Source organism: Ornithinibacillus caprae (assembly GCF_009728145.1).
Lineage (GTDB): Bacteria > Bacillota > Bacilli > Bacillales > Amphibacillaceae > Ornithinibacillus > Ornithinibacillus caprae.
In genome coordinates, this window is record NZ_WOCA01000006.1 from 129,397 (window position 1) to 149,487 (window position 20,091).

General features: G+C 39.2%; 22 protein-coding genes. 21 read left to right on the forward strand and 1 reads right to left on the reverse strand.

Translation table 11 applies throughout. The features are described from left to right. Positions 1–8: 8 nt before the first annotated feature. Complete coding sequence (locus GMD78_RS09780) at positions 9–542, forward strand: gamma carbonic anhydrase family protein (protein WP_155668640.1); 534 nt, start codon at positions 9–11, stop codon at positions 540–542. A gap of 108 nt (positions 543–650) precedes the next feature. Here the strand turns inward: GMD78_RS09780 and paaX are convergent, their stop codons facing one another. Beyond that, complete coding sequence (gene paaX, locus GMD78_RS09785; protein WP_155668641.1) at positions 651–1,493, reverse strand: phenylacetic acid degradation operon negative regulatory protein PaaX; 843 nt, start codon at positions 1,491–1,493, stop codon at positions 651–653. Positions 1,494–1,749: 256 nt separating this feature from the next. On the opposite strand from paaX, the gene paaA reads away from it, so the two are divergent. From paaA to GMD78_RS21855, 20 genes are all read left to right on the forward strand, one after another. Beyond that, positions 1,750–2,739 carry a 1,2-phenylacetyl-CoA epoxidase subunit PaaA gene (paaA, locus tag GMD78_RS09790; protein WP_155668642.1) on the forward strand — a complete coding sequence of 330 codons (990 nt, stop codon included), beginning with the start codon at positions 1,750–1,752 and terminating at the stop codon, positions 2,737–2,739. A 20-nt stretch (positions 2,740–2,759) separates the two neighbouring features. Beyond that, positions 2,760–3,113: a 1,2-phenylacetyl-CoA epoxidase subunit PaaB gene (paaB, locus tag GMD78_RS09795; RefSeq protein WP_155668643.1), complete on the forward strand. Its 354-nt coding sequence runs from the start codon at positions 2,760–2,762 to the stop codon at positions 3,111–3,113. After that, on the forward strand, positions 3,089–3,925 hold the full coding sequence (paaC, locus tag GMD78_RS09800; RefSeq protein ID WP_155668644.1) for a 1,2-phenylacetyl-CoA epoxidase subunit PaaC: 837 nt from the start codon (positions 3,089–3,091) through the stop codon (positions 3,923–3,925). The genes paaB and paaC overlap by 25 nt, the downstream gene beginning before the upstream one ends. A 35-nt stretch (positions 3,926–3,960) precedes the next feature. Then, complete coding sequence (paaD, locus tag GMD78_RS09805; protein ID WP_155668645.1) at positions 3,961–4,461, forward strand: 1,2-phenylacetyl-CoA epoxidase subunit PaaD; 501 nt, start codon at positions 3,961–3,963, stop codon at positions 4,459–4,461. Positions 4,462–4,781: 320 nt separating this feature from the next. Further along, positions 4,782–5,087 (forward strand): EthD family reductase, encoded by a 306-nt coding sequence (locus GMD78_RS09810; RefSeq protein WP_155668646.1) that lies wholly within the window; start codon positions 4,782–4,784, stop codon positions 5,085–5,087. Next, positions 5,080–5,853 (forward strand): enoyl-CoA hydratase/isomerase family protein, encoded by a 774-nt coding sequence (locus GMD78_RS09815; RefSeq protein WP_155668647.1) that lies wholly within the window; start codon positions 5,080–5,082, stop codon positions 5,851–5,853. Before GMD78_RS09810 ends, GMD78_RS09815 begins: the two co-directional genes overlap by 8 nt. Positions 5,854–5,855: 2 nt before the next feature. Then, positions 5,856–6,632, forward strand: a complete 777-nt coding sequence (locus tag GMD78_RS09820) for an enoyl-CoA hydratase/isomerase family protein (protein ID WP_343042233.1) — start codon at positions 5,856–5,858, stop codon at positions 6,630–6,632. 21 nt (positions 6,633–6,653) lie between these two features. Continuing rightward, positions 6,654–8,177 carry an aldehyde dehydrogenase family protein gene (locus GMD78_RS09825; RefSeq protein WP_246187620.1) on the forward strand — a complete coding sequence of 508 codons (1,524 nt, stop codon included), beginning with the start codon at positions 6,654–6,656 and terminating at the stop codon, positions 8,175–8,177. Positions 8,178–8,192: 15 nt separating this feature from the next. Next, positions 8,193–9,068: a 3-hydroxyacyl-CoA dehydrogenase gene (locus tag GMD78_RS09830; protein ID WP_155668648.1), complete on the forward strand. Its 876-nt coding sequence runs from the start codon at positions 8,193–8,195 to the stop codon at positions 9,066–9,068. Further along, positions 9,065–10,267, forward strand: coding sequence for an acetyl-CoA C-acyltransferase (locus tag GMD78_RS09835; protein ID WP_155668649.1), 1,203 nt, complete (start codon positions 9,065–9,067; stop codon positions 10,265–10,267). The genes GMD78_RS09830 and GMD78_RS09835 overlap by 4 nt, the downstream gene beginning before the upstream one ends. A gap of 132 nt (positions 10,268–10,399) precedes the next feature. Next, on the forward strand, positions 10,400–11,176 hold the full coding sequence (locus tag GMD78_RS09840; protein WP_155668650.1) for an enoyl-CoA hydratase-related protein: 777 nt from the start codon (positions 10,400–10,402) through the stop codon (positions 11,174–11,176). A gap of 85 nt (positions 11,177–11,261) precedes the next feature. Beyond that, a complete protein-coding gene (locus tag GMD78_RS09845; protein WP_155668651.1) occupies positions 11,262–12,245 on the forward strand; it encodes an NAD(P)H-dependent flavin oxidoreductase in 984 nt (327 codons plus the stop codon). A gap of 180 nt (positions 12,246–12,425) precedes the next feature. Next, on the forward strand, positions 12,426–12,830 hold the full coding sequence (locus GMD78_RS09850) for a thioesterase family protein (RefSeq protein WP_155668652.1): 405 nt from the start codon (positions 12,426–12,428) through the stop codon (positions 12,828–12,830). Positions 12,831–12,856: 26 nt separating this feature from the next. After that, on the forward strand, positions 12,857–13,996 hold the full coding sequence (locus GMD78_RS09855; RefSeq protein WP_155668653.1) for a Leu/Phe/Val dehydrogenase: 1,140 nt from the start codon (positions 12,857–12,859) through the stop codon (positions 13,994–13,996). 29 nt (positions 13,997–14,025) lie between these two features. Next, positions 14,026–15,081: a pyruvate dehydrogenase (acetyl-transferring) E1 component subunit alpha gene (gene pdhA / locus GMD78_RS09860; protein WP_155668654.1), complete on the forward strand. Its 1,056-nt coding sequence runs from the start codon at positions 14,026–14,028 to the stop codon at positions 15,079–15,081. Position 15,082: 1 nt separating this feature from the next. Next, positions 15,083–16,102 carry an alpha-ketoacid dehydrogenase subunit beta gene (locus GMD78_RS09865; protein WP_155668655.1) on the forward strand — a complete coding sequence of 340 codons (1,020 nt, stop codon included), beginning with the start codon at positions 15,083–15,085 and terminating at the stop codon, positions 16,100–16,102. A 297-nt stretch (positions 16,103–16,399) separates the two neighbouring features. Next, complete coding sequence (locus tag GMD78_RS09870) at positions 16,400–17,398, forward strand: ABC transporter substrate-binding protein (protein ID WP_155668656.1); 999 nt, start codon at positions 16,400–16,402, stop codon at positions 17,396–17,398. A 102-nt stretch (positions 17,399–17,500) separates the two neighbouring features. Beyond that, positions 17,501–18,487 carry an ABC transporter permease gene (locus GMD78_RS09875; RefSeq protein WP_343042234.1) on the forward strand — a complete coding sequence of 329 codons (987 nt, stop codon included), beginning with the start codon at positions 17,501–17,503 and terminating at the stop codon, positions 18,485–18,487. 1 nt (position 18,488) lies between these two features. Beyond that, entirely contained in the window at positions 18,489–19,283 is a 795-nt protein-coding gene (locus GMD78_RS09880; RefSeq protein ID WP_155668657.1) for an ABC transporter ATP-binding protein, read from the forward strand. 165 nt (positions 19,284–19,448) lie between these two features. Continuing rightward, positions 19,449–20,069, forward strand: a complete 621-nt coding sequence (locus GMD78_RS21855; RefSeq protein ID WP_196493774.1) for an LbetaH domain-containing protein — start codon at positions 19,449–19,451, stop codon at positions 20,067–20,069. The last annotated feature ends 22 nt before the right edge of the window (positions 20,070–20,091 follow it).

Genomic DNA, 20,091 nt, shown 5'->3' on the forward strand with positions numbered 1-20,091 from the left:
GGAGTTAAATGATTTATCGATACAAAAATTATACACCAACTATTCATGAGACAGCATATATAGCGGATGGAGCCAAGGTTATTGGGAATGTAGAAATTGGAGCTTACTCCAGTGTCTGGTTTAACGCGGTGATCAGGGGGGATGAAGGTCCGATACGAATAGGAAAACGTTGTAATATTCAGGACAACGCAATGTGCCATCTATATGAGGAATTTCCATTAACCCTTGAAGACGAAGTATCGATTGGACATAATGCTATTATTCATGGGTGTATACTACGAAAAGGTGTCTTAGTTGGGATGGGTGCAACAGTTCTAGATGGAGCTGAGATTGGAGAGTATTCTATTATTGGTGCAAATAGCTTAGTTCCATCTAAAAAGGTGATTCCACCACACTCGCTTGTGCTTGGTGCACCAGGTAAGGTGGTTAGGAAACTAACGGATAAAGACTTTGAAATGATTGAAGATGCGATTCAAACCTATGCTAAAAAGGGGCAGGAATTTAAACAAGTAGATATTTTAGAGGAAGTTTCTAGGCTATGACAAAAGGTACTCCCGTAGATGGGGGTACCTTTTGTATGGCATACATGAAAGTATAGGTATAATTAAGGGTTTTGGCAGAAGGACTAGGTCAAGTTAAGCTTATTACTGTTATTTTTCAATCGGAACTCCTTGTTCAAATACGGCTTCAAAAAAGCGTTTAGCAGGCTTGGCTAACATATGATAATAATCATTAAATAATGTTGCAGCAGAGTCACCTAACCATTTTTCTGGGAGTAATTCCTGTGGGAGGCTAGGGTCAACAAATAAAAACTTGCGATACTCGTGAACAAGTAATGCACATTCAACAAAGCAATTGCCATCACTCATATCGCCTTTTTCTAATTTGTTCTTATCAAGAATATACTTTTGACTATATTCCTGAATGAATTGAGAGTACTTTTCGTTAATATTATCCAGGTCCCAGCACTTCTCTACTAAGCTTTTATTCGTTTGCAACCCTTCATAGGTCGCCCGAAAAAAGGAAACATATGGAGCAATATTGTACTTTTCTATTAAATTTTGTACCTGCTCTTCTAATGGATTTGGTGTGATCCAACAACTATTGGATAGTAATCCAAACCCACTCCATACGAGCTCTTTTCGAAGCTCATCCCGTAAGTGGCGTTTCTCCTCAGGAATCGTGTAAACAAGCATTCTCCAGTCACCGTCCCAAGAAGGTGATTCTAGCTTATAAATGCGCTTCGAAGCTTCTTCCATTCGTTTCTTTCCACGTTCTGTCAAAGAATAATAGCTTTTATTACCTCTTTTTTCAGATTGCACCCAACCTTGCTTACTCATACGAGATATCGCAGCACGTACAGATTGTTCATTGTGACCAAATTCTTTTAATAAACGAATTAAACTACCAATCCAAATAACATTACCATAATGACGAATATAATCCCCGTATAATGTGAAAATCATTGATCTTGTGTTGAATTGCTTTTCCATAGACTTTCCTTTCCTGTTCCCTTTACTTGATGGCTAACTTTATAAAGATTAGTGTACTACAGAATAAAAAAATATTCACTAATTCCTCCTAATTTTTTCATATTCCTATGCTAAATAAAAAACGAATAACATAAATTTGTAATATAAAAAACATGCTAATAGTGTAAATATTTTTTAGAAAATTTGGTTTCTTCTTGATCATTATATAACAATTTGATACCATAACGTTATATAAACGTAACAAGGGGAGATTGCGATGTATAACTATGTGGAGGATGGGGACTCAAAAACAACTGCGTATGTCGAAGAAGATCAAGAAAAATATGAACAGTTCATGGCTCGCATCGAAGCAGGTGAAAAAATTGAAGCAGATGATTGGATGCCAACTGAGTACCGACAAGCATTAATTAAACTGATTTCTATGCATGGTATTAGTGAAATTATGGGGGCATTACCGGAGAAAGAATGGACCCCAAAAGCACCAACCTTGAGAAGAAAGCTTGGGATTATGGCGAAAGTTCAAGATGAAATGGGGCATGGTCAGTTATTATTACGTGTTGCAGAAGACTTGATGAAACCATATGGAAAGACAAGAGAGAACCTAATGGAAGATCTCTTAAATGGAGATTTGAAGTTTCATAATGTTTTCCATATGCCAACCAAAACATGGGCAGATGCGGGGATGGTCGGGTGGTTAGTAGACGGCGCTGCAATTATGTCGCAAACAAATATGCTAGATGCATCCTATGGTCCATACCAACGGGCACTACAACGAATTTGTCAGGAAGAAGTTTTCCATGCTCAACACGGGGAAGCAATTATTATGGCTTTGGCAGAAGGTACGGATTATCAGCGTGAAATATTACAAGAGTCATTAAATCGCTGGTGGCCAGCTTTATTGATGTTTTTCGGCCCTAGTTCAGCTGCTACTACTGGATCATCCAAGCAAGATATTATGATTAAATATCGTGTTCGTAAAAGTACGAATGAAGAGCTAAGGCAAGCTTTTTTAGATAAATATTTGCCTCGAGTTTTCTCACTTGGGTTAACCGTTCCAGATGAAACCGTACATTATGATGAAAAAGAAGGAAAATGGATCTATCAACAACCAGATTGGAATGAATTTAAGCAAATCATCCGTAATAAGGGACCACGCTCTAAGGAGCGATTACGCTTACGTGAAATTGCTTATGAAAATAATCGTTGGGTACGTCAAGCCTTAGTACCAGAAACAATTGGATCCTAAAGGGTAGAGGGGGAAAAGTGATGGATAAGGAATCTGATTTTTACCAAATTTATGAGGTGTTTAGTAGACGTGGAAAAAAAGCACCAATGCAACATCAGTTTAGTTTGCTTGCACCAAACGAAGAAATGGCGCTTATGATGGCCCAAGAGAACTTCATGCGTCGGGAAGAGGTAATAGATGTATGGGTCGTTAAACAAAATAATGTTCGAAAAATGTCTAGTGAAGAGCGGCAACAATGGACGAAACGTTTAGATAATAAAGATTACCGCACGACAAAGGGATATGGTTATTTACGAAAGAAGTGGAAGGAAAAAGAACAGGGCATGCTAGATGAAAAAGAAATTTTATCATGGAAAGAGGTGGGCAAGAAGTGACAGTTGTGGAAAATGCAGAACAAGCAAAAAAAGATCCCTCCTACTTAAAGGCATTGACGGAACTAGTTTATCAATTGGCAGATGATGACTTTATTATATCTTTTCGTGGAGCAGAATGGTTAGGGTTAGCACCTCATATTGAGGAGGATGTTGCATTTTCTTCCATTACCCAAAATACGATGGGGCATGCTGTGATGTTCTATGAACTATTAGAAGAACTAGGTGAAGGGAATGCTGATGTATTAGCGCATGAACGAACTCTAGAGCAAAGGAGAAATGGAATATATCTAGAAAAGCGTAATGGGGAAGGGGCATATCATGAGGAACCCTATTATGACTGGGCATTAGCTGTTGTTCGAAACTATTTTTATGAAACCTTTAAAAAAATAAAAATGGAAGCGATTTCAACTAGTTCCTATAAACCATTAGCTAATGTTGCTTCTAAAGCGTTAATGGAGCAAACCTATCACTTGGCTCATTGGAAAATGTGGATGAACCAATTGCAACATGCTACAGAAGATGCTCGTGAGCGAATTAACAGTCGGATTGAAGAAGCTTGGAGTGAATTTGAAGATGTATTAGAACTCGGAAGCTATGCCAATGACATGTTAAAGCATCAATTAATTTCAAGTGAGGATTATTTGAAGGAAGCATGGTTAAAAGAGGTAGGTGTGAACATAGCTAACCCACCAGAATCACCACTTGGAAAGAAGTATGGCAGCGGTAGAAATGGAGTCCATACTGCGGACTTAAAGCAAGCATTACAAACCTTTGCTGAGGTTTATAACAGTGACAAAAAAGCAGTTTGGTAAATCCATTCTAGCATTGTTGAGAGGAGGGAGTAGAGATGAATGGGGAGCAAGGTATAGCGAATATCCGCTCCGTTTTACAAACGGTAGATGATCCAGAACTTCCTTCTGTAAGTGTTTTAGATCTTGGTATGGTTCATGATGTCACGTTACAGGGAAGAAATGTCATGATTACCATGGTTCCAACCTTTGCGGGATGTCCAGCACTGGATTTTATAGAATTAAATGTTAAAAAAGCCGTTGAGGATGTCGAGTGGGTGGACACTTGTGATGTGCATTTTACATTTGAACATCAATGGTCAACAGATGCAATTACGGACCGAGGAAAAGAACAGTTAAAAAAGCATGGAATCTCTCCACCACCTGAAAACTATCAACCTGGTGATGAGTGGACGGTTAACTGTCCGTTTTGTGGGTCCGATTATACGTCAATGGAAAATGTGTTTGGTCCTACAGCTTGTCGCAGTATTTTATATTGTAGTGCTTGCAGAAATCCATTCGAAGCTATGAAACCCGTCGTAAGTTTGACAAAATCCTAGACACTTTTCACAAGATATTTAGTTTAATCTTTTTAGTAGATGTAAAATGCGATGTAAATTATTGTTCGGAAAACGCTCAGAAGATGGCCATTTAACTACAAAGAGATTTACTCTCTAGAAGTCGATTTCACTTCCAGCAAAAGGGCGACATCTGTTCAAGCTCTTTTAATCGCTTTCACAGTGTCTACTTTATCGCGGGTACGGCTTCACCCAAGGGAACAGCTTGACTTGTTCACTCTTCCGCCGAGGAACTATACTTCGGAACAATGCTAGTAGACGCAGGCGGATAAATAATAATATTAAAAAAGGAGTTTTAACACATGGTTAAATTAATCGCTTTATATAAGCAACCGGAGGATAAGGAAAAATTTGACGAACATTACTTTAATACCCATGCACCAATTACGAGAAAGATTCCTGGTTTACGAGATATGAAGGTTACAAGAATTGTCGGCTCTCCAATGGGAAAAAGTGAGTATTACTTGCTTTGTGAGATGTTCTATGATGACCATGAATCACTACAAAAGGCCATGAAGACAGACGAAGGCAGAGCCTCTGGTAAAGACGTAATGCAATTCGCAGGGGATATTGTAACACTAATGATTGGTGAGGAAATTGATGAGTAAAACGTATATCAATGTTTTAAAAGAGGGGCCAATTGGTATTATTCAGCTTAATCGACCAAACGCGTTGAATGCACTTAATCGATTGATGGTGGATGAAATTGTTGAACAACTGGAAGAATTTAATCGAGACGATCAGATTCGAGTCATTCTTTTAAAAGGTAATCATCGCGCTTTTGCAGCAGGTGCAGATATTGAGGAAATGATGGAAGATACTCCTCTAACTCTCGAAATGACAGATCCATTTGCGGTATGGGATCGCATTAGTCTTATAAAAAAGCCTATTATTGCTGCTGTAAATGGTTTTGCATTAGGTGGTGGGTTTGAACTTGCTTTGCATTGCGATTTAATTATTGCGGCTGAAGATGCGAAATTTGGTTTTCCAGAAGTGAAGCTAGGTGTGATGCCAGGAGCTGGTGGGACACAATTTTTAACGAAGGCCATGGGTAGACGAAAAGCTCTTGAATGGATATGGCTAGGAGAATCTATGTCTGCAAAGGAAGCGGCACATTATGGCGTAATTAATCGAGTGGTTGCTCCTGAGCTAGTAGAGGAAGAAGCAATGAGATTAGCAAATCAGCTCACTAAGCAAGCACCTATTTCATTAAGATTGATTAAGGAAGCAGTATATGCAGCAGAAGACTTACCACTACTCGAGGGGAAAAAACTAGAGCGGAAAAACTTCTATGTCACATTTGCATCTGAAGATCAAAACGAAGGAATGCAGGCATTTAAAGAAAAACGTCCACCTTCTTTTAAGGGGGTGTAGTCGTGGGTTTTGAAACCATTGTGTATGAAGTAGATGAACAAGTAGCAACAATTACGTTGAATCGTCCAACAGCCTATCATGCAATAACGGAAATGATGAACAAGGAAATTACGAAGGCAATAAAAACAGCCAGTAAGGATGGGGATATTAGATGTATTGTCCTAACAGGTAGTGGAAAGGCATTCTGTTCTGGTCAGGATTTAGCAGATGTTGATGAAGATACAAATCATGCCTCTTTTTTGCGGGAACGATATCATCCGATGTTAATGGCGATGAAACAAGCGCCAAAACCAATCGTAGCTGCCATTAATGGGACAGCAGCTGGGGCAGGAATGAGTTTAGCGTTAGCGGCTGATTTTCGTGTTATGCAAGCAAAAGCAAAATTTATTAGTGCCTTTTTAAATGTTGGTCTAGTACCTGACTCGGGATTTATATATATACTTCCGCGTTTAGTTGGATATGCAAAGGCATTAGAAATAGCCGCAATAGGAAAACCAATTACAGGTGAGGAAGCATATGAACTTGGTTTGGTGACGGAAGTTTATGATTCATCTGAGTGGGATGAAAAGGTAAAGCAATTTGTAAATCGTTTAGCTGCATTACCGACAACATCTTTTTCATTGATAAAAAGGTATATGTTGGATGGAATGCATAGTGAATTAGATGTATTTTTGGAGCAAGAAGCACAAGCACAGCGGATCGCTGGTTTGACTCAAGATCATCAAGAAGGCCTACATGCATTTGCAGAAAAGCGTAAACCAAAATTTACGGGTAGATAGAAAACAAGGAGGCTTTTAATTATGGCAGAAGCAGTAACTCAAGAAGGAATTACGGAAGTAGGAACGATGAAACGGCAACATTATTCCATGATTATAAATGGGGAACGTGTGGAAAGTAGCACTGGTGAAGTATTTGAAACATATAATCCAGCAAAAGGAGAAGTATTAGCGACTGTTGCTAAAGCTAGTAAAGAGGAAGCTGAAAAGGCTGTTCAAGCGGCAAGAAATGCATTTGACCATGGGAAGTGGCGTAAGTATCCCATTGGGAAGCGTGCTCGTGTATTGAATAAGATTGCAGCAATAATGAGGGAACGATTTAAAGAGTTAGTAGAAATCGAAGTATTAAATAGTGGAAAGTCTGTTGGCGCTGCACAAGTGCAAATTAATCAATCAATTGAGGACTTTGAATTTTATGCCGGTGCGATCGTTGGGCATCGTGGTGAGGTAAACAATATGCCATATGGATTCTTCAATTATACACATAAAGAACCAGTAGGAGTTTGCGCCCAAATTATCCCGTGGAACTACCCAATGATGATGGCTGCTTGGAAGATTGCACCAGCTATTGCAGCAGGGTGTTCGGTAGTAGTGAAACCGGCTAGCTTAACCCCTATAACTGCCATTATTTTAAATGAGATTTGTCATGAAGCAGGTGTTCCAGAGGGTGTTGTAAATACTATTCCAGGTTCTGGTGAAGTTGTTGGAGATTACTTAGTACAACATAAAGATGTGAATAAAGTTGCATTTACCGGCTCGACACCAACAGGTAGAGATATTATGGAAAAAGCCTCAGGCACATTAAAACGACTTACCCTTGAGCTTGGTGGTAAGTCACCGAATATTGTGTTTGAGGATGCAGATTTAGAAGCAGCAGTCCCTGGTTCTCTTTTTGGTATTTTCTTTAATACTGGCCAGTCCTGTGAAGCACGTTCACGCATGTTTGTTCATGAGTCAATCTATGATGAGTTCATGGAGCAATTTGTCGCGAAAACGAAGAAACTAAAACTAGGCGACCCGTTCGATAAAGGAACACATGTAGGATCTATTATCAGTCGTAGTCAATTAGAAAAAATTGATGCGTATGTTCAATCTGCCGTAGAAGATGGAGCAACTATCTTAACCGGTGGTAAAGAAATGCAAATCGAAGGATTTGAAAATGGTTATTGGTATGAGCCAACCATCATTGTCGATGTGACACCGGACATGAAAGCAGTTCGGGAGGAGATTTTTGGACCAGTAGTTGTTGTGGAGAAGTTTAGCGACGAAAAAGATGTCATTAAGCGAGCGAATGATACCGAATATGGATTAGGTTCTGCAGTATGGACGACAAATCAAGCTCGAGCAACTCGTGTAGCCCATCAAATTGAAGCGGGAATTGTAATGGTGAACAGTCCGTTCTCTGCATTTCCAGGAACGCCATTTGGAGGTTACAAGCAATCAGGATTTGGTAGAGAGTTAAGTGTGGAAACACTAGATTTATACATGGAAGATAAAAGTGTTCTTGCTTATTATGGATCTAAACCACTAAATCCTTTTGGAGTATAAAGAAAGGGGCATACCATGACAATACGAAATATCGTAGTCGTGGGAGCTGGTGTAATGGGGCGAGGCATTGCCTATGTCTCGGCCCTTGCTGGTTTCCGCACAACGTTAGTAGATATATCTGAAAAACAGCTTCAAGATGCCTATGAATATGCCAAAAACACCTCGGAAAAAGGTGTCCAACGAGGGAAGATAACAGTCGATGAATCTCTAAATCTATTCAATCATTTACATACGTCTATAAATTTGGAGCAAACCGTAAAAGATGCTGATTTAATCATTGAAGCAGTACCAGAAAAACGTGAGTTGAAAAAGAATGTACTAGAGGTAACTGATCAACATGCACCGAAGCACACTATTCTTGCATCAAATACCTCTACGATTAGCCCAACGGAGTTAGGTTCTTATACTACTCGACCAAAACAAGTTGCCGTCATGCACTTTTTTAATCCAGTTTATAGCATGCGTTTGGTTGAAATAGTTAAAGGGCTAGAAACAAGTCAAGAAGCAGTTTCCATTATTCAACAGGTAGCTGAAAAGATGGGCAAGGAAACGGTTGAAGTGAACGAGTTTCCGGGGTTTGTGACCAGTCGGATTAGTGCCTTAGTCGGAAATGAGGCATTTCATATGCTACAAGAAGGAGTTGCCACTGCTGAAGATATCGATAAAGCGATCCGACTCGGGTTGAATTATCCGATGGGACCATTAGAGCTTGGTGATTTAGTTGGTTTAGATGCTCGCTTAAATAACTTGAAATACCTACATGAAACATTAGGAGAAAAATATCGACCAGCACCTTTACTTGAACAATATGTGAAGGCAGGAAGATTAGGAAGAAAAACAGGCAAAGGTGTTTATGACTATACCGATAAAGGTGAGATGGTGAAAAAATGAGAGATGTCGTAATCGTGGATGCTGTCCGTACGCCAATTGGAAGATATAAAGGTGCATTAAAAAGTATACGACCAGATGACCTTGGCGCAACGGTTATTCAAGCTTTGGTCGACCGAAATCCATCCGTTCCACTAGAGCAAATTGAAGAGGTAGTCCTTGGTAATGCCAATCAAGCTGGAGAAGATAATCGGAATGTTGCCAGAATGTCTACCCTTCTAGCTGGGTTACCAGTAACGGTGGGGGCAACAACGATTAATAGATTATGTGGTTCTGGTCTAGACGCGGTTATGTATGCTGCACGAGCTATAGCGGTGGGTGAAGGTGATATTTTCATAGCAGGTGGCACAGAGAGTATGACACGTGCTCCTTTTGTTATGGCCAAACCAACAAAGGATTTTCCACGTGGAAATATGGAACTCTTGGATACAACGATTGGCTGGCGGTTTGTTAATAAAAAACTAGAACAGCGATATGGGACGGACTCTATGCCGCAAACAGCAGAAAATGTAGCTGAGCGTTATCGCATTACAAGGGAAGAGCAGGATCAATTTGCCTATGAAAGTCAGCAACGCGCCAAGCAAGCGGTAGAATCTGGCCGCTTAGAAGATGAGCTCGTACCGGTTTTTTATCATGATCGAAAAGGGAATGAGGTTGTAGTTGCCCAGGATGAACATCCACGTCCTGAAACGACATTGGAAAAGTTGTCTACTTTACAGCCAATCTTTGATGGTGGAACAATTACAGCGGGAAATGCATCAGGAGTAAATGATGGTGCATCCGCCTTACTAGTCATGAGTGCTGAAAAGGCTAAGGATTTAGGGTTAAATCCATTAGTGAAATATGTTGTTAGTGCAACAGCAGGTCTTGAACCATCGATAATGGGATTAGGTCCAATCTATGCCTCGAAAAAGGCGTTGAATCGAGCTGGGTTAATGGTTGATCAAATTGGATTGGTGGAGTTAAATGAGGCATTTGCTTCTCAGTCTATCGAATGTATTCGTCAGTTAGGTCTTGATCATGAACAGGTAAATGTGAATGGTGGAGCAATAGCGTTTGGGCATCCATTAGGTGCAAGTGGTGCACGTATCCTTACAACACTCATTCATGAAATGAAAAAACGCGATACACAGTATGGTCTAGCAACAATGTGTGTCGGTGTAGGTCAAGGCATATCTGTTGTTGTGGAAAATGTTGATTGAACATGGTTAGTGAGGGTCGAGGAGAAGGTGATTTACTCATATATAGTGTGGGAGTGTTCATAAATCAAAATAATCGCTCATAATGATTTTTTCAGTATCACGGAAAATATACTTGAAAGGAGTTTAACAACCTTGAAAAACATCCTTTATCAAAAGGAAAACGGTATTGCTTATGTAACGATCAATAGAGAAAAAGCTTTAAACTGCTTTAACTTTGAAACACTCCAAAACCTTCAGCAGGTAATCGAACAAATCCATATCGATCCAGAGATTCAAGTAGTTATTATTACTGGTGCGGGGCAGAAGGCATTTAGTGCTGGAGCTGACCTTAAAGAACGAAAAACGCTCACTGAAACAGAAGTACGTAGAAATGTAAAAAAGATTCGCGACGTCTTTAATCAGATTGCACAGCTTCCGCAACCAACGATAGCTGCAGTAAATGGGTATGCGTTTGGTGGTGGTTTTGAATTAATACTAGCTTGTGACTTTGCAATTGCAGTAAGCGGTGCTCAAATGGGCTTAACGGAAACGAGTTGGGCAATTATACCAGGTGCAGGAGGAACACAGCGGTTACCTAGACTAGTTGGTGAAATGAAGGCAAAGGAATTAATTTTAACGGCAAAAAAATTAACAGCAGAAGAAGCACTAGAGTTAGGTGTGTTGCTTCAAGTAGTAGATGAAGGAGAACTGCTTTCTACATGTGAGCAACTAGCGAGAGATATCATGAAAAATGGACCAATTGCTGTTAAACAGGCAAAACATGCGATTATTCAAGGAATGAATACGGATATTCAAACCGGTCTCGAAATTGAATCAAAGGCATATGAACTAACAATTCCAACAGAGGATCGGATGGAAGCATTACTAGCATTTAGTAAGAAACGTCAGCCAGAGTTTAGAGGTAAATAGTTTTATAAGGTGAGATCTTATGAGCGCACCAACATCGGCCACAAACGCACCAGCCAGTCTAAATCATCATTAAAGGAGGGTCAACATGCACGATATCTGTACGTTACTAAATATCAGTTATCCAATCATCCAAGGAGGAATGGGGAATATAAGTAATGCTTCCTTAACAGCCGCTGTTTCAGAAGCAGGAGGGCTAGGGACGATTGGGTGTGGAACAATGTCCCCAGAAGAGGTTGAAAAAATTATACTCTCCATGAAACAACTAACTGATCATCCCTTTGCTGTGAACATTGCTATTAATGTAACTCCGTATGTAGAAGAGTTACTTACCTTAGTTATAAAACATGAGATTCCGATCGTATCTTTATCAGCAGGTAACCCTGCACCTTACATACCAATTTTACATGAACATAATATACAGGTAATTGCTATAGTAGCGGCAGTAAAGCATGCTCAAAAAGCAGAGGCTGCTGGAGCTGATCTTTTAGTAGCAGAAGGTTTTGAAGCAGCAGGAATAAATTCAAATTTAGAACTTACAACATTTACCTTAATTCCACAAATAGTTCAGCAGGTGAATATACCTGTAATTGCAGCAGGAGGAATTGGGGATGGAAAAGGATTAGCAGCTGCATTAACATTAGGGGCTAGTGGTGTTCAGCTGGGTACGCGATTAATTGCCACCAAGGAAGCTCCTTTCCATAAATCATACAAGAAAGGGTTGATCCAGGCTGAAGGATCAGATGCAATTATCATAGGTCGTTCAGTAGGAAGAGTTAGACGGGTATTAAAGAATAACTATGCTGAAAAGCTATATTCCTTAGAAAAAAGTGGTTTATCTTTAGAAGAATATAATCGGCTAACTTCAGAAGACCAACACATTCGAGGAGCGATTCAAGGTGACGAGAATAATGGTTTCTTAAATAGTGGGCAAGTAGCAGGCTTAATTCAGGATGAACCAAGTGTTGCAGAACTCTTTGAAAAGATGGTCCAGGAAGCAAATCAACAAACGCAACGTACTTCCCAAATAATACAATCTGTTCCCCGATCCATTAGTCGAAATAACAAATAAAATATATTGACTTTTCAAAATATATAATTGACTGCATTGTTACGCAGTGATAAAATAACGTTTAAATAACGTCATATAATAACTTTTCATTAAATAAGGTAATAATGTAAGCGTTTCAATGAACTTGTACATGTATTTAACCCTATACTAACAGTGGAAATGGGGAAAAGGAGTGGTACCTTGAAGCCGGGAATGGAAATTGGCAGGAAGGAATCAATAGAAATAGAAGTGACCGAAGATATGTTTGCTAGTTTTGAAGGAAAAGTTGTACATCCAGCATATTCAACTGTAGCAATGGTTTACCATATGGAATGGGTGTCTAGAAAGATCATACTACCGTTTTTAGAGGATCATGAAGAGGGTATGGGAGCTGCAGTAGAACTAAAACATATTAATGCGTCACCAGTACATTCTAAAGTGAAATTAATCGCAACTCTTACAGAATATAAAGATCAACAAGTAATTACCAAGGTTGAAGCATATAATGAACAAGGGATTATTGGTAAAGGGATAGTTAAACAAGTAATTCTACCGAAAAAAGTGATTCAACAAAAACTATCTGTACCAGAAAGTGAAAACATGTAAAAGAATCCTCGCGTAGGAGGTTTTTTATGGGATTAATAGAAGGGTTATCAATAGATGAAGAATTTACACTCTTAGATAAAATGTCCGAACACGAACAGATTGTATTTTGTAATAATCCAAACTCAGGGTTACGGGCAATTATTGCAATACATAATACAACATTAGGACCAGCACTTGGAGGATGTAGAATGCATCCTTATCAAAGTATAGAAGAGGCTTTGGAAGATGTGCTTCGTCTTTCAAAAGGTATGACTTATAAATGTGCTGCAGCAGATGTTGACTTTGGTGGTGGAAAAGCCGTCATCATCGGCGATCCCCTCACAGACAAAACACCAGAACTATTCCGCTCATTTGGCCAATATGTTGACTCACTCGGAGGCCGATTTTATACAGGAACTGACATGGGTACAACCATGGATGATTTTATTCAGGCAATGAAAGAAACTACTAATATTGTTGGGGTGCCAGAAGCATATGGAGGAGGCGGTGATTCTTCCATCCCTACTGCCATGGGAGTGCTATACGGTATCCAGGCAACAAACCAAGCCTTATTTGGAAAACAGAAACTTAATGGGGTCTCCTATGCTATACAGGGACTCGGTAAAGTGGGCTTTAAGGTAGCCGAGCGATTGCTAGATGAAGGAGCGAGCATCGTTGTAACAGATGTAAGTGAAGAAAAATTGCAGGCTATAAACAAAAAAGCAACTCAAACCGCTGGGAATGTCCAAATAGTTGAACAAACCAAAATCTACTCTCAGGATGTGGATATATTTGTACCGTGTGCAGTTGGTGGAGTGATTAATGATGATACGATTAACCAATTAAAAGCTAAAGCAATTGTTGGTTCCACTAATAACCAATTGAAATCAGAAGAGCATGGAAAAAAAATATCAGAAAAAGGTATATTATATGCACCTGACTACATTGTGAATGCTGGTGGACTTATACAGGTAGCAGATGAATTATATGGTGCGAATAAAGAACGAGTTCTTGCAAAGACGAAAGAAATCTATCATGTGATCCTCGAAGTCTACCAACAAGCAGAAATCCACCAAATAACAACTAATGAAGCTGCAAATCGAATATGTGAAAGAATTATCGCTGAGAAAGCGAGAAGAAATAGTTTTTATACGAGGTCTATTAAACCTAAATGGGATATACGATAATGTAGTTTACTAGAATTGGAGGTTTCGGCATGGAGAATAATTTTCCTATCCTGAAAATAATGGATGATCAAGGTAATTTATTGGAAGAATCGTACAGGGAAAAGTTAGATAAACAGCTGGTTTACCAATTTTATTACCATATGTGTAGAATTCGTACGTTTGATCAGAAGGCGAAAAATCTACAACGACAGGGACGAATAGGAACATATCCGCCGTTTGAAGGGCAGGAAGCAGCACAGGTTGGAAGTGCATTAGCTTTAGGGCCAAATGATTGGATGTTTCCGACCTATCGTGATCATGGAGCGATGTTAACATTTGGGTCTGATATGATAAGAACTTTTCTGTATTGGAATGGAAGAGTAGAGGGGTGTGTGCCTCCTAATGGGAAAAACATCTTCCCTGCAGCTGTTCCGATAGCAACACAATTACCACATGCTGCAGGTGCTGCTTGGGCAGAAAAAAGAAAAGGGACCAATAATGTATCGATTGTGTACTTTGGAGATGGAGCAACATCAGAAGGTGATTTCCATGAAGGGTTAAACTTTGCTAGTGTCTTTCAAACACCAACGATCTTTTTTAATCAAAATAATCGGTATGCTATTTCGGTTCCGTTTGATAAACAAATGAATTCAAAAACAATAGCCCAAAAAGCTATTGCCTATGAAATACCTAGTGTAAGAATTGATGGAAATGATTGTTTTTCCGTTTATTTTGAAACAAAAAAAGCGGTTGAGCGAGCAAGAAATGGTGAGGGTCCAACGTTGATTGAAGCAGTAACTTGGCGAACAGGAGCTCATACTACTGCAGATGATCCAACTAAATATCGACCACAGGATCAAGGGAAGGATATTGTAGAACCAATTACTCGTCTAGAGCGATTTATGAAGAACTACGGTTTTTGGAATGAAGCAGAAATTACGCAAATGAAGATGAATATCGAAGAAGAAGTGGAAGCGGCTGTTAAAGGGATGGAAGAATATCCAAAAGCGAAAGTAGAAGATTTATTTGATCATGTATATGCAAATCCTCCAAAGCAATTGCAGGAACAAAAAGACACTTACTTGGAACTATTAAGGAGGGAATAATATGGCTACACAGGTAAAAAAAACACCTCAACAGAATGCTGTTACAGAGAAAATGACACTGATTCAAGCGATTAATGATGGAATGAAAACGGTACTTGAAAATGATCAGATGACTCTGATTTTAGGGGAGGACGTTGGTAAAAACGGAGGAGTTTTCCGTGCAACGGATGGGCTACAAGAACAATTTGGAGAGGATCGTGTAGTCGATACCCCTCTATCAGAATCAGGTATTATCGGAACCTCTGTCGGTCTTGCTGTAAATGGGTTCAAACCGATTGCAGAGATTCAATTTATGGGCTTTATTTATCCGGCATATGATCAAATTATGACTCATGTATCTCGTTTGCGAATGAAAACAATGGGGCATTTCTCGGTTCCTATGGTAATTAGGGCGCCCTATGGAGCGGGAGTTCGAGCTCCAGAAGTACACTCTGATTCTGCAGAAGTACTTTTTACTCACATGCCGGGGTTAAAAGTCGTTTGTCCAGCAACGCCACACGATGCAAAAGGATTATTGATTGCAGCAGTAGAAGATCCCGACCCAGTATTATATCTCGAGCCAATGCGTAGCTACCGTTCAACTAAAGAAGAAGTACCGGTAGATTCATACAGTATAGAAATTGGAAAAGGAAACATTCGCAAGGAAGGGAATGATGTTACGGTTATTGCTTGGGGAGCGATGATCCCAACTGTGGAAAAAGCGGTACAGCAAATAGAACGAAATGGGGTGAGTTGTGAAGTAATTGATTTACGCACATTGTATCCATTAGACAGAAACATCATTGCAGAGTCTGTTCAAAAAACTGGTAGAGCTGTGGTTGTACATGAGGCTCATGCTACTAGTGGTCTTGGGAATGATATAGTATCTGTGATTAATGATACGTCATTTCTTTACTTGAAGGCTCCAATCGAGAGAGTAACAGGATTTGATGTTCCAGTACCATTCTTTGCTTTGGAGGAACATTACCTTCCGACACCAAAGCGTGTCCAAATAGCTATTGAAAAAGTAGTTCATTTTTAGCGTTAAAGTTAATTTTCTTGGCATGCTTAAGCAGAACCTAGCTCTTTCAATAAATGCTTGCATCAAGAGTATAGGGCTTCTTAAAATTTCAAGAATCCCTTTAACCATAACCAAGTTTTTAAACGATTAGGAAAATGTAACTAGAAAAATAAAAAATTTATAAATCCTTACAACCTCTAATGGGTAAGCGTTTACAAAATTGTAAAATATTTTAGAATTGCTTGACTCCGGTTAAGAGTATGATATAATTTGTCAAATATATTTTGAATATTATATGAAAATAAGGGGGAATACGTAATGAAGAGATGGCTTCAGTTAATGGTTTTAGCAATGATTAGCGTCTTAGTATTAGCTGCATGTGACGATAGTACGAGCGGAGATGGTGATGGAAAAACGTTTAAAATCGGAGCATCACAAATAGTAGAGCATCCATCGCTTGATCGAGCATATGAAGGTTTTCAAGCTGCATTAGAAGATGCGGGATTAGATGTAGAGTATGACTTTCAAAGTGCTCAAGGAGATCAAAACAATGTTAAACCGATCTCAGATGGTTTTGTAGCGGACGGTGTAGATATGATTTTTGCAAATTCAACACCTAGTGCGTTGGGAGCATTACAAGCTACTGAAAACACGAAGGATATTCCAGTATTATTTACATCAGTTACAGATGCTGTAGATGCTGGTTTGGTAGCTGCAATGGATGAACCAGGCGAAAATATAACTGGGGTTGTTGACCTTCATCCAGATGCAATTCAAGAAACTGTGAAATTTATAGATACGTATTTCCAAGATGCAACAGTAGGATTGATTTATAACGCTGGTGAACAAAACTCCGTGACTCAAATTGAAGCAGTAAAATCTGCTGCTGAAGGTACTAGTTTAAGTTTTGAAGAGCGTACAGTAGCAAACTCTTCAGAAGTACAACAAGCAGCAACTACATTAGTTAGTGATATTGATGTATTTTATATCGTTACCGATAACACAGTTGTTTCTGCATTAGAAAGTGTTGTGGGGGTAGCAAATGATCAAGATATACCTTTAGTTGTAGGGGAACCAGATTCTTTAGCAAAAGGCGGCTTTGTCACTTACGGAATTGACTACTACACCATTGGTTATCGTACAGGGGAAATGGCTGTTGAGATCTTAACAGGGGAAAAAACAACTCAGGACATCGATGTGGAATATCCACCAGAAATTCAACTATTTATCAATAAAGAAGCGGTGGAAGAGCAAGCTGTTGAATGGGTTGATGCATGGGATGATGAAGCACAATTTGTAGAGTCGGAAGAAGAATAAATCAATAAAATTTCATTGAGTAAATAAATGCAAAGCAGGCTCAAGCCTGCTTTGTTATTCTAAGAAACTTACTAAAATAGTGCGAGAAGGGGGACATCAAGGGTGCTGTTATCATTATTTGGTGCTATTGAATCAGGAATTATATATGGAATTATGGCTTTAGGTGTATACCTTACCTTCCGCGTTTTGGATTTTCCTGATTTAACGGTTGACGGTAGTTTCGTTACTGGTGCAGGAGTAGCAGCCATTTCTATCGTAAATGGTGTATCACCAATTGTTGCTACTATGCTTGCGATAATCGCTGGATTTATTGCAGGATGTATAACGGGATTACTTCATACAAAAGGAAAAATTAATGCGCTTCTATCTGGGATTTTGATGATGATCGCTCTATATTCCATTAATTTACGAATAATGGCTTCACCAACCGTATCCTTATTAGGTGAATCTACTATTTTTAGACAGCTACAACCATTATGGTCTGCAGTTGGTCTTGATTCATTTTTCAATGGTATTTTACAACTATTCGGTGCAGATAGAGTACCGTCAACGTGGGTAATTGTATTCTTTATGATTGTTGTTGTACTAATAATTAAATTTTTAACTGATTATTTCTTGAAAACCGAGGTTGGCTTAGCATTAAGAGCAACCGGGGATAATAAACGTATGATCCGAAGTTTTTCCGCTAATACCGATAATTTAATCATTGTCGGAGTGGGTATTTCTAATGCGATGGTAGCACTCTCAGGGGCATTAATTGCACAGCATGGTGGATTTGCTGATGTGCAAATGGGGATCGGAATGATCGTCATTGGTCTTGCTTCGGTTATTATTGGGGAAGCACTGTTTGGTAAAAAGACCATTGCTATTGCAACTATTGCGGTTATTGGTGGAGCAGTCATCTATCGAATCGTAGTTACATTAGCGCTTCGTGTTGATTTCTTGGAAACAGGTGATATGAAATTAATAACTGCAGTACTTGTTATTGTTGCCTTAGTTGCACCAAAAATCATGAACGCTCGGAAAGAACAAAAAAGACGCTTACGTAAACGAGCAGAATTAAGCACACAAATAGAGGAGGCATCGTGATATGCTAAATCTAAGCAATATCTCTATTACATTTAACGAAGGAACACCAGATGAAAAAAAAGCCTTACAACGTATAAACCTTGAGCTGAAACAAGGGGAATTCGTTACGGTGATTGGGAGTAATGGTGCTGGGAAGTCGACACTAATGAATGTTATTTCGGGTAATCTAGCTCCAGACGTAGGTGATGTATCCATCGCGAATAATAAGGTTACTTTTTTACCAGAGTATAAACGTTCTACGATGATCGGTCGTGTTTTCCAAGATCCAATGGCTGGTACAGCACCTTCGATGACGATTGAAGAGAACTTAGCGATGGCTTACTCAAGAAATAAAAAACGAAAATTAAAGCTAGGTGTATCGAAAAAAAGAAAAGAGTACTTTCGTGAATATTTAACAACCTTAAATCTAGGTTTGGAAGATCGCTTAAATGCAAAGGTGGGGTTGCTTTCGGGTGGAGAACGACAAGCGCTCTCTTTATTAATGGCAACATTTACTGAGCCAAATATTTTATTACTTGATGAACATACAGCCGCACTTGATCCTTCTCGTGCTGAATTAATCACTAAAATTACACAAGATGTGGTACAAAAGTTTGGATTAACCACATTGATGGTCACACATAATATGCAGCAAGCATTAGATCTAGGAAATCGACTCATTATGATGGATAAAGGCCAAATTATTTTAGATATTAATGGCGATAAGAAACAACAGTTAACCATCGAAGACTTATTACAGGAGTTTAAACGTATTCGAGGGGAACAGTTTGAAAGTGATCGGGCAGTACTCGGTTAAACGATATGAACGTCACATGTGTGGCGTTTTTATTTTTTGAGAGTAGATTTTTTCTAATCAATGGTGCGAACTGAAGCTCTTGTTTGTCATTCTAAGAACCAATCTAACCCCCTTTACATAGCCTAATTTTAAACGAGTTGAATTATGTGAAGGGGATTGATGTATGTGGAAAAACCAATTATTCATTCGAATCCACCAGTTGAAGAAGTAAAAAGTGTTCGTCAGCCTAAAATAAGCACAGAAGCAGTAGTTGGCACAGATTCCATGATTATTGGAGACATTACGGTAGCGGATGATGTTTTTATTGGCTTTAAGAATTTACTTCGAGCAGATTCTGGATATCCTTATTTCATAGGTGATTATACGAACATTCAAGATTATGTACTTATGCATGTCCACCCCGGTAGCGAACACGTAGAAATCGGTGGAAAAAAATGGGGTGTTTATTTAGAAGGGGAAAATAGTGTTCTTCACCATGCAGCCGTACATGGACCACTTTTCATTGGAAGGAACACATTCATTGGTCAGCATGCAAACATTTATGGTGCAGTTATTGGAAGGGATTGTGTTATTATGCACGGGGCCACCGTAACAAATCACGTCATTATTGGTGACAACCGCTTTGTTGCGCCAGGCCAGTCAGTTTGGAAGCAAGAAGATGCTGATCAATTACCACCAGTTCCAGATAAATATAAGGATTTAAACCAATACATTGTCGACCACTATTACCGACTAGGAAAATCTTATGATCATCATACACCATTGGCATTTTCTAAGGGTGATTGAGAGCAGACCGTTCAAGAGAGAA

Coding starts and splice junctions, on each gene's coding strand:
- GMD78_RS09780 (WP_155668640.1), top strand. CDS start 9: ATGATTTATCGATACAAAAATTATACACCAACTATTCATGAGACAGCA.
- paaX (WP_155668641.1), bottom strand. CDS start 1,493: ATGGAAAAGCAATTCAACACAAGATCAATGATTTTCACATTATACGGG.
- paaA (WP_155668642.1), top strand. CDS start 1,750: ATGTATAACTATGTGGAGGATGGGGACTCAAAAACAACTGCGTATGTC.
- paaB (WP_155668643.1), top strand. CDS start 2,760: ATGGATAAGGAATCTGATTTTTACCAAATTTATGAGGTGTTTAGTAGA.
- paaC (WP_155668644.1), top strand. CDS start 3,089: ATGGAAAGAGGTGGGCAAGAAGTGACAGTTGTGGAAAATGCAGAACAA.
- paaD (WP_155668645.1), top strand. CDS start 3,961: ATGAATGGGGAGCAAGGTATAGCGAATATCCGCTCCGTTTTACAAACG.
- GMD78_RS09810 (WP_155668646.1), top strand. CDS start 4,782: ATGGTTAAATTAATCGCTTTATATAAGCAACCGGAGGATAAGGAAAAA.
- GMD78_RS09815 (WP_155668647.1), top strand. CDS start 5,080: ATGAGTAAAACGTATATCAATGTTTTAAAAGAGGGGCCAATTGGTATT.
- GMD78_RS09825 (WP_246187620.1), top strand. CDS start 6,654: ATGGCAGAAGCAGTAACTCAAGAAGGAATTACGGAAGTAGGAACGATG.
- GMD78_RS09830 (WP_155668648.1), top strand. CDS start 8,193: ATGACAATACGAAATATCGTAGTCGTGGGAGCTGGTGTAATGGGGCGA.
- GMD78_RS09835 (WP_155668649.1), top strand. CDS start 9,065: ATGAGAGATGTCGTAATCGTGGATGCTGTCCGTACGCCAATTGGAAGA.
- GMD78_RS09845 (WP_155668651.1), top strand. CDS start 11,262: ATGCACGATATCTGTACGTTACTAAATATCAGTTATCCAATCATCCAA.
- GMD78_RS09855 (WP_155668653.1), top strand. CDS start 12,857: ATGGGATTAATAGAAGGGTTATCAATAGATGAAGAATTTACACTCTTA.
- pdhA (WP_155668654.1), top strand. CDS start 14,026: ATGGAGAATAATTTTCCTATCCTGAAAATAATGGATGATCAAGGTAAT.
- GMD78_RS09865 (WP_155668655.1), top strand. CDS start 15,083: ATGGCTACACAGGTAAAAAAAACACCTCAACAGAATGCTGTTACAGAG.
- GMD78_RS09870 (WP_155668656.1), top strand. CDS start 16,400: ATGAAGAGATGGCTTCAGTTAATGGTTTTAGCAATGATTAGCGTCTTA.
- GMD78_RS09880 (WP_155668657.1), top strand. CDS start 18,489: ATGCTAAATCTAAGCAATATCTCTATTACATTTAACGAAGGAACACCA.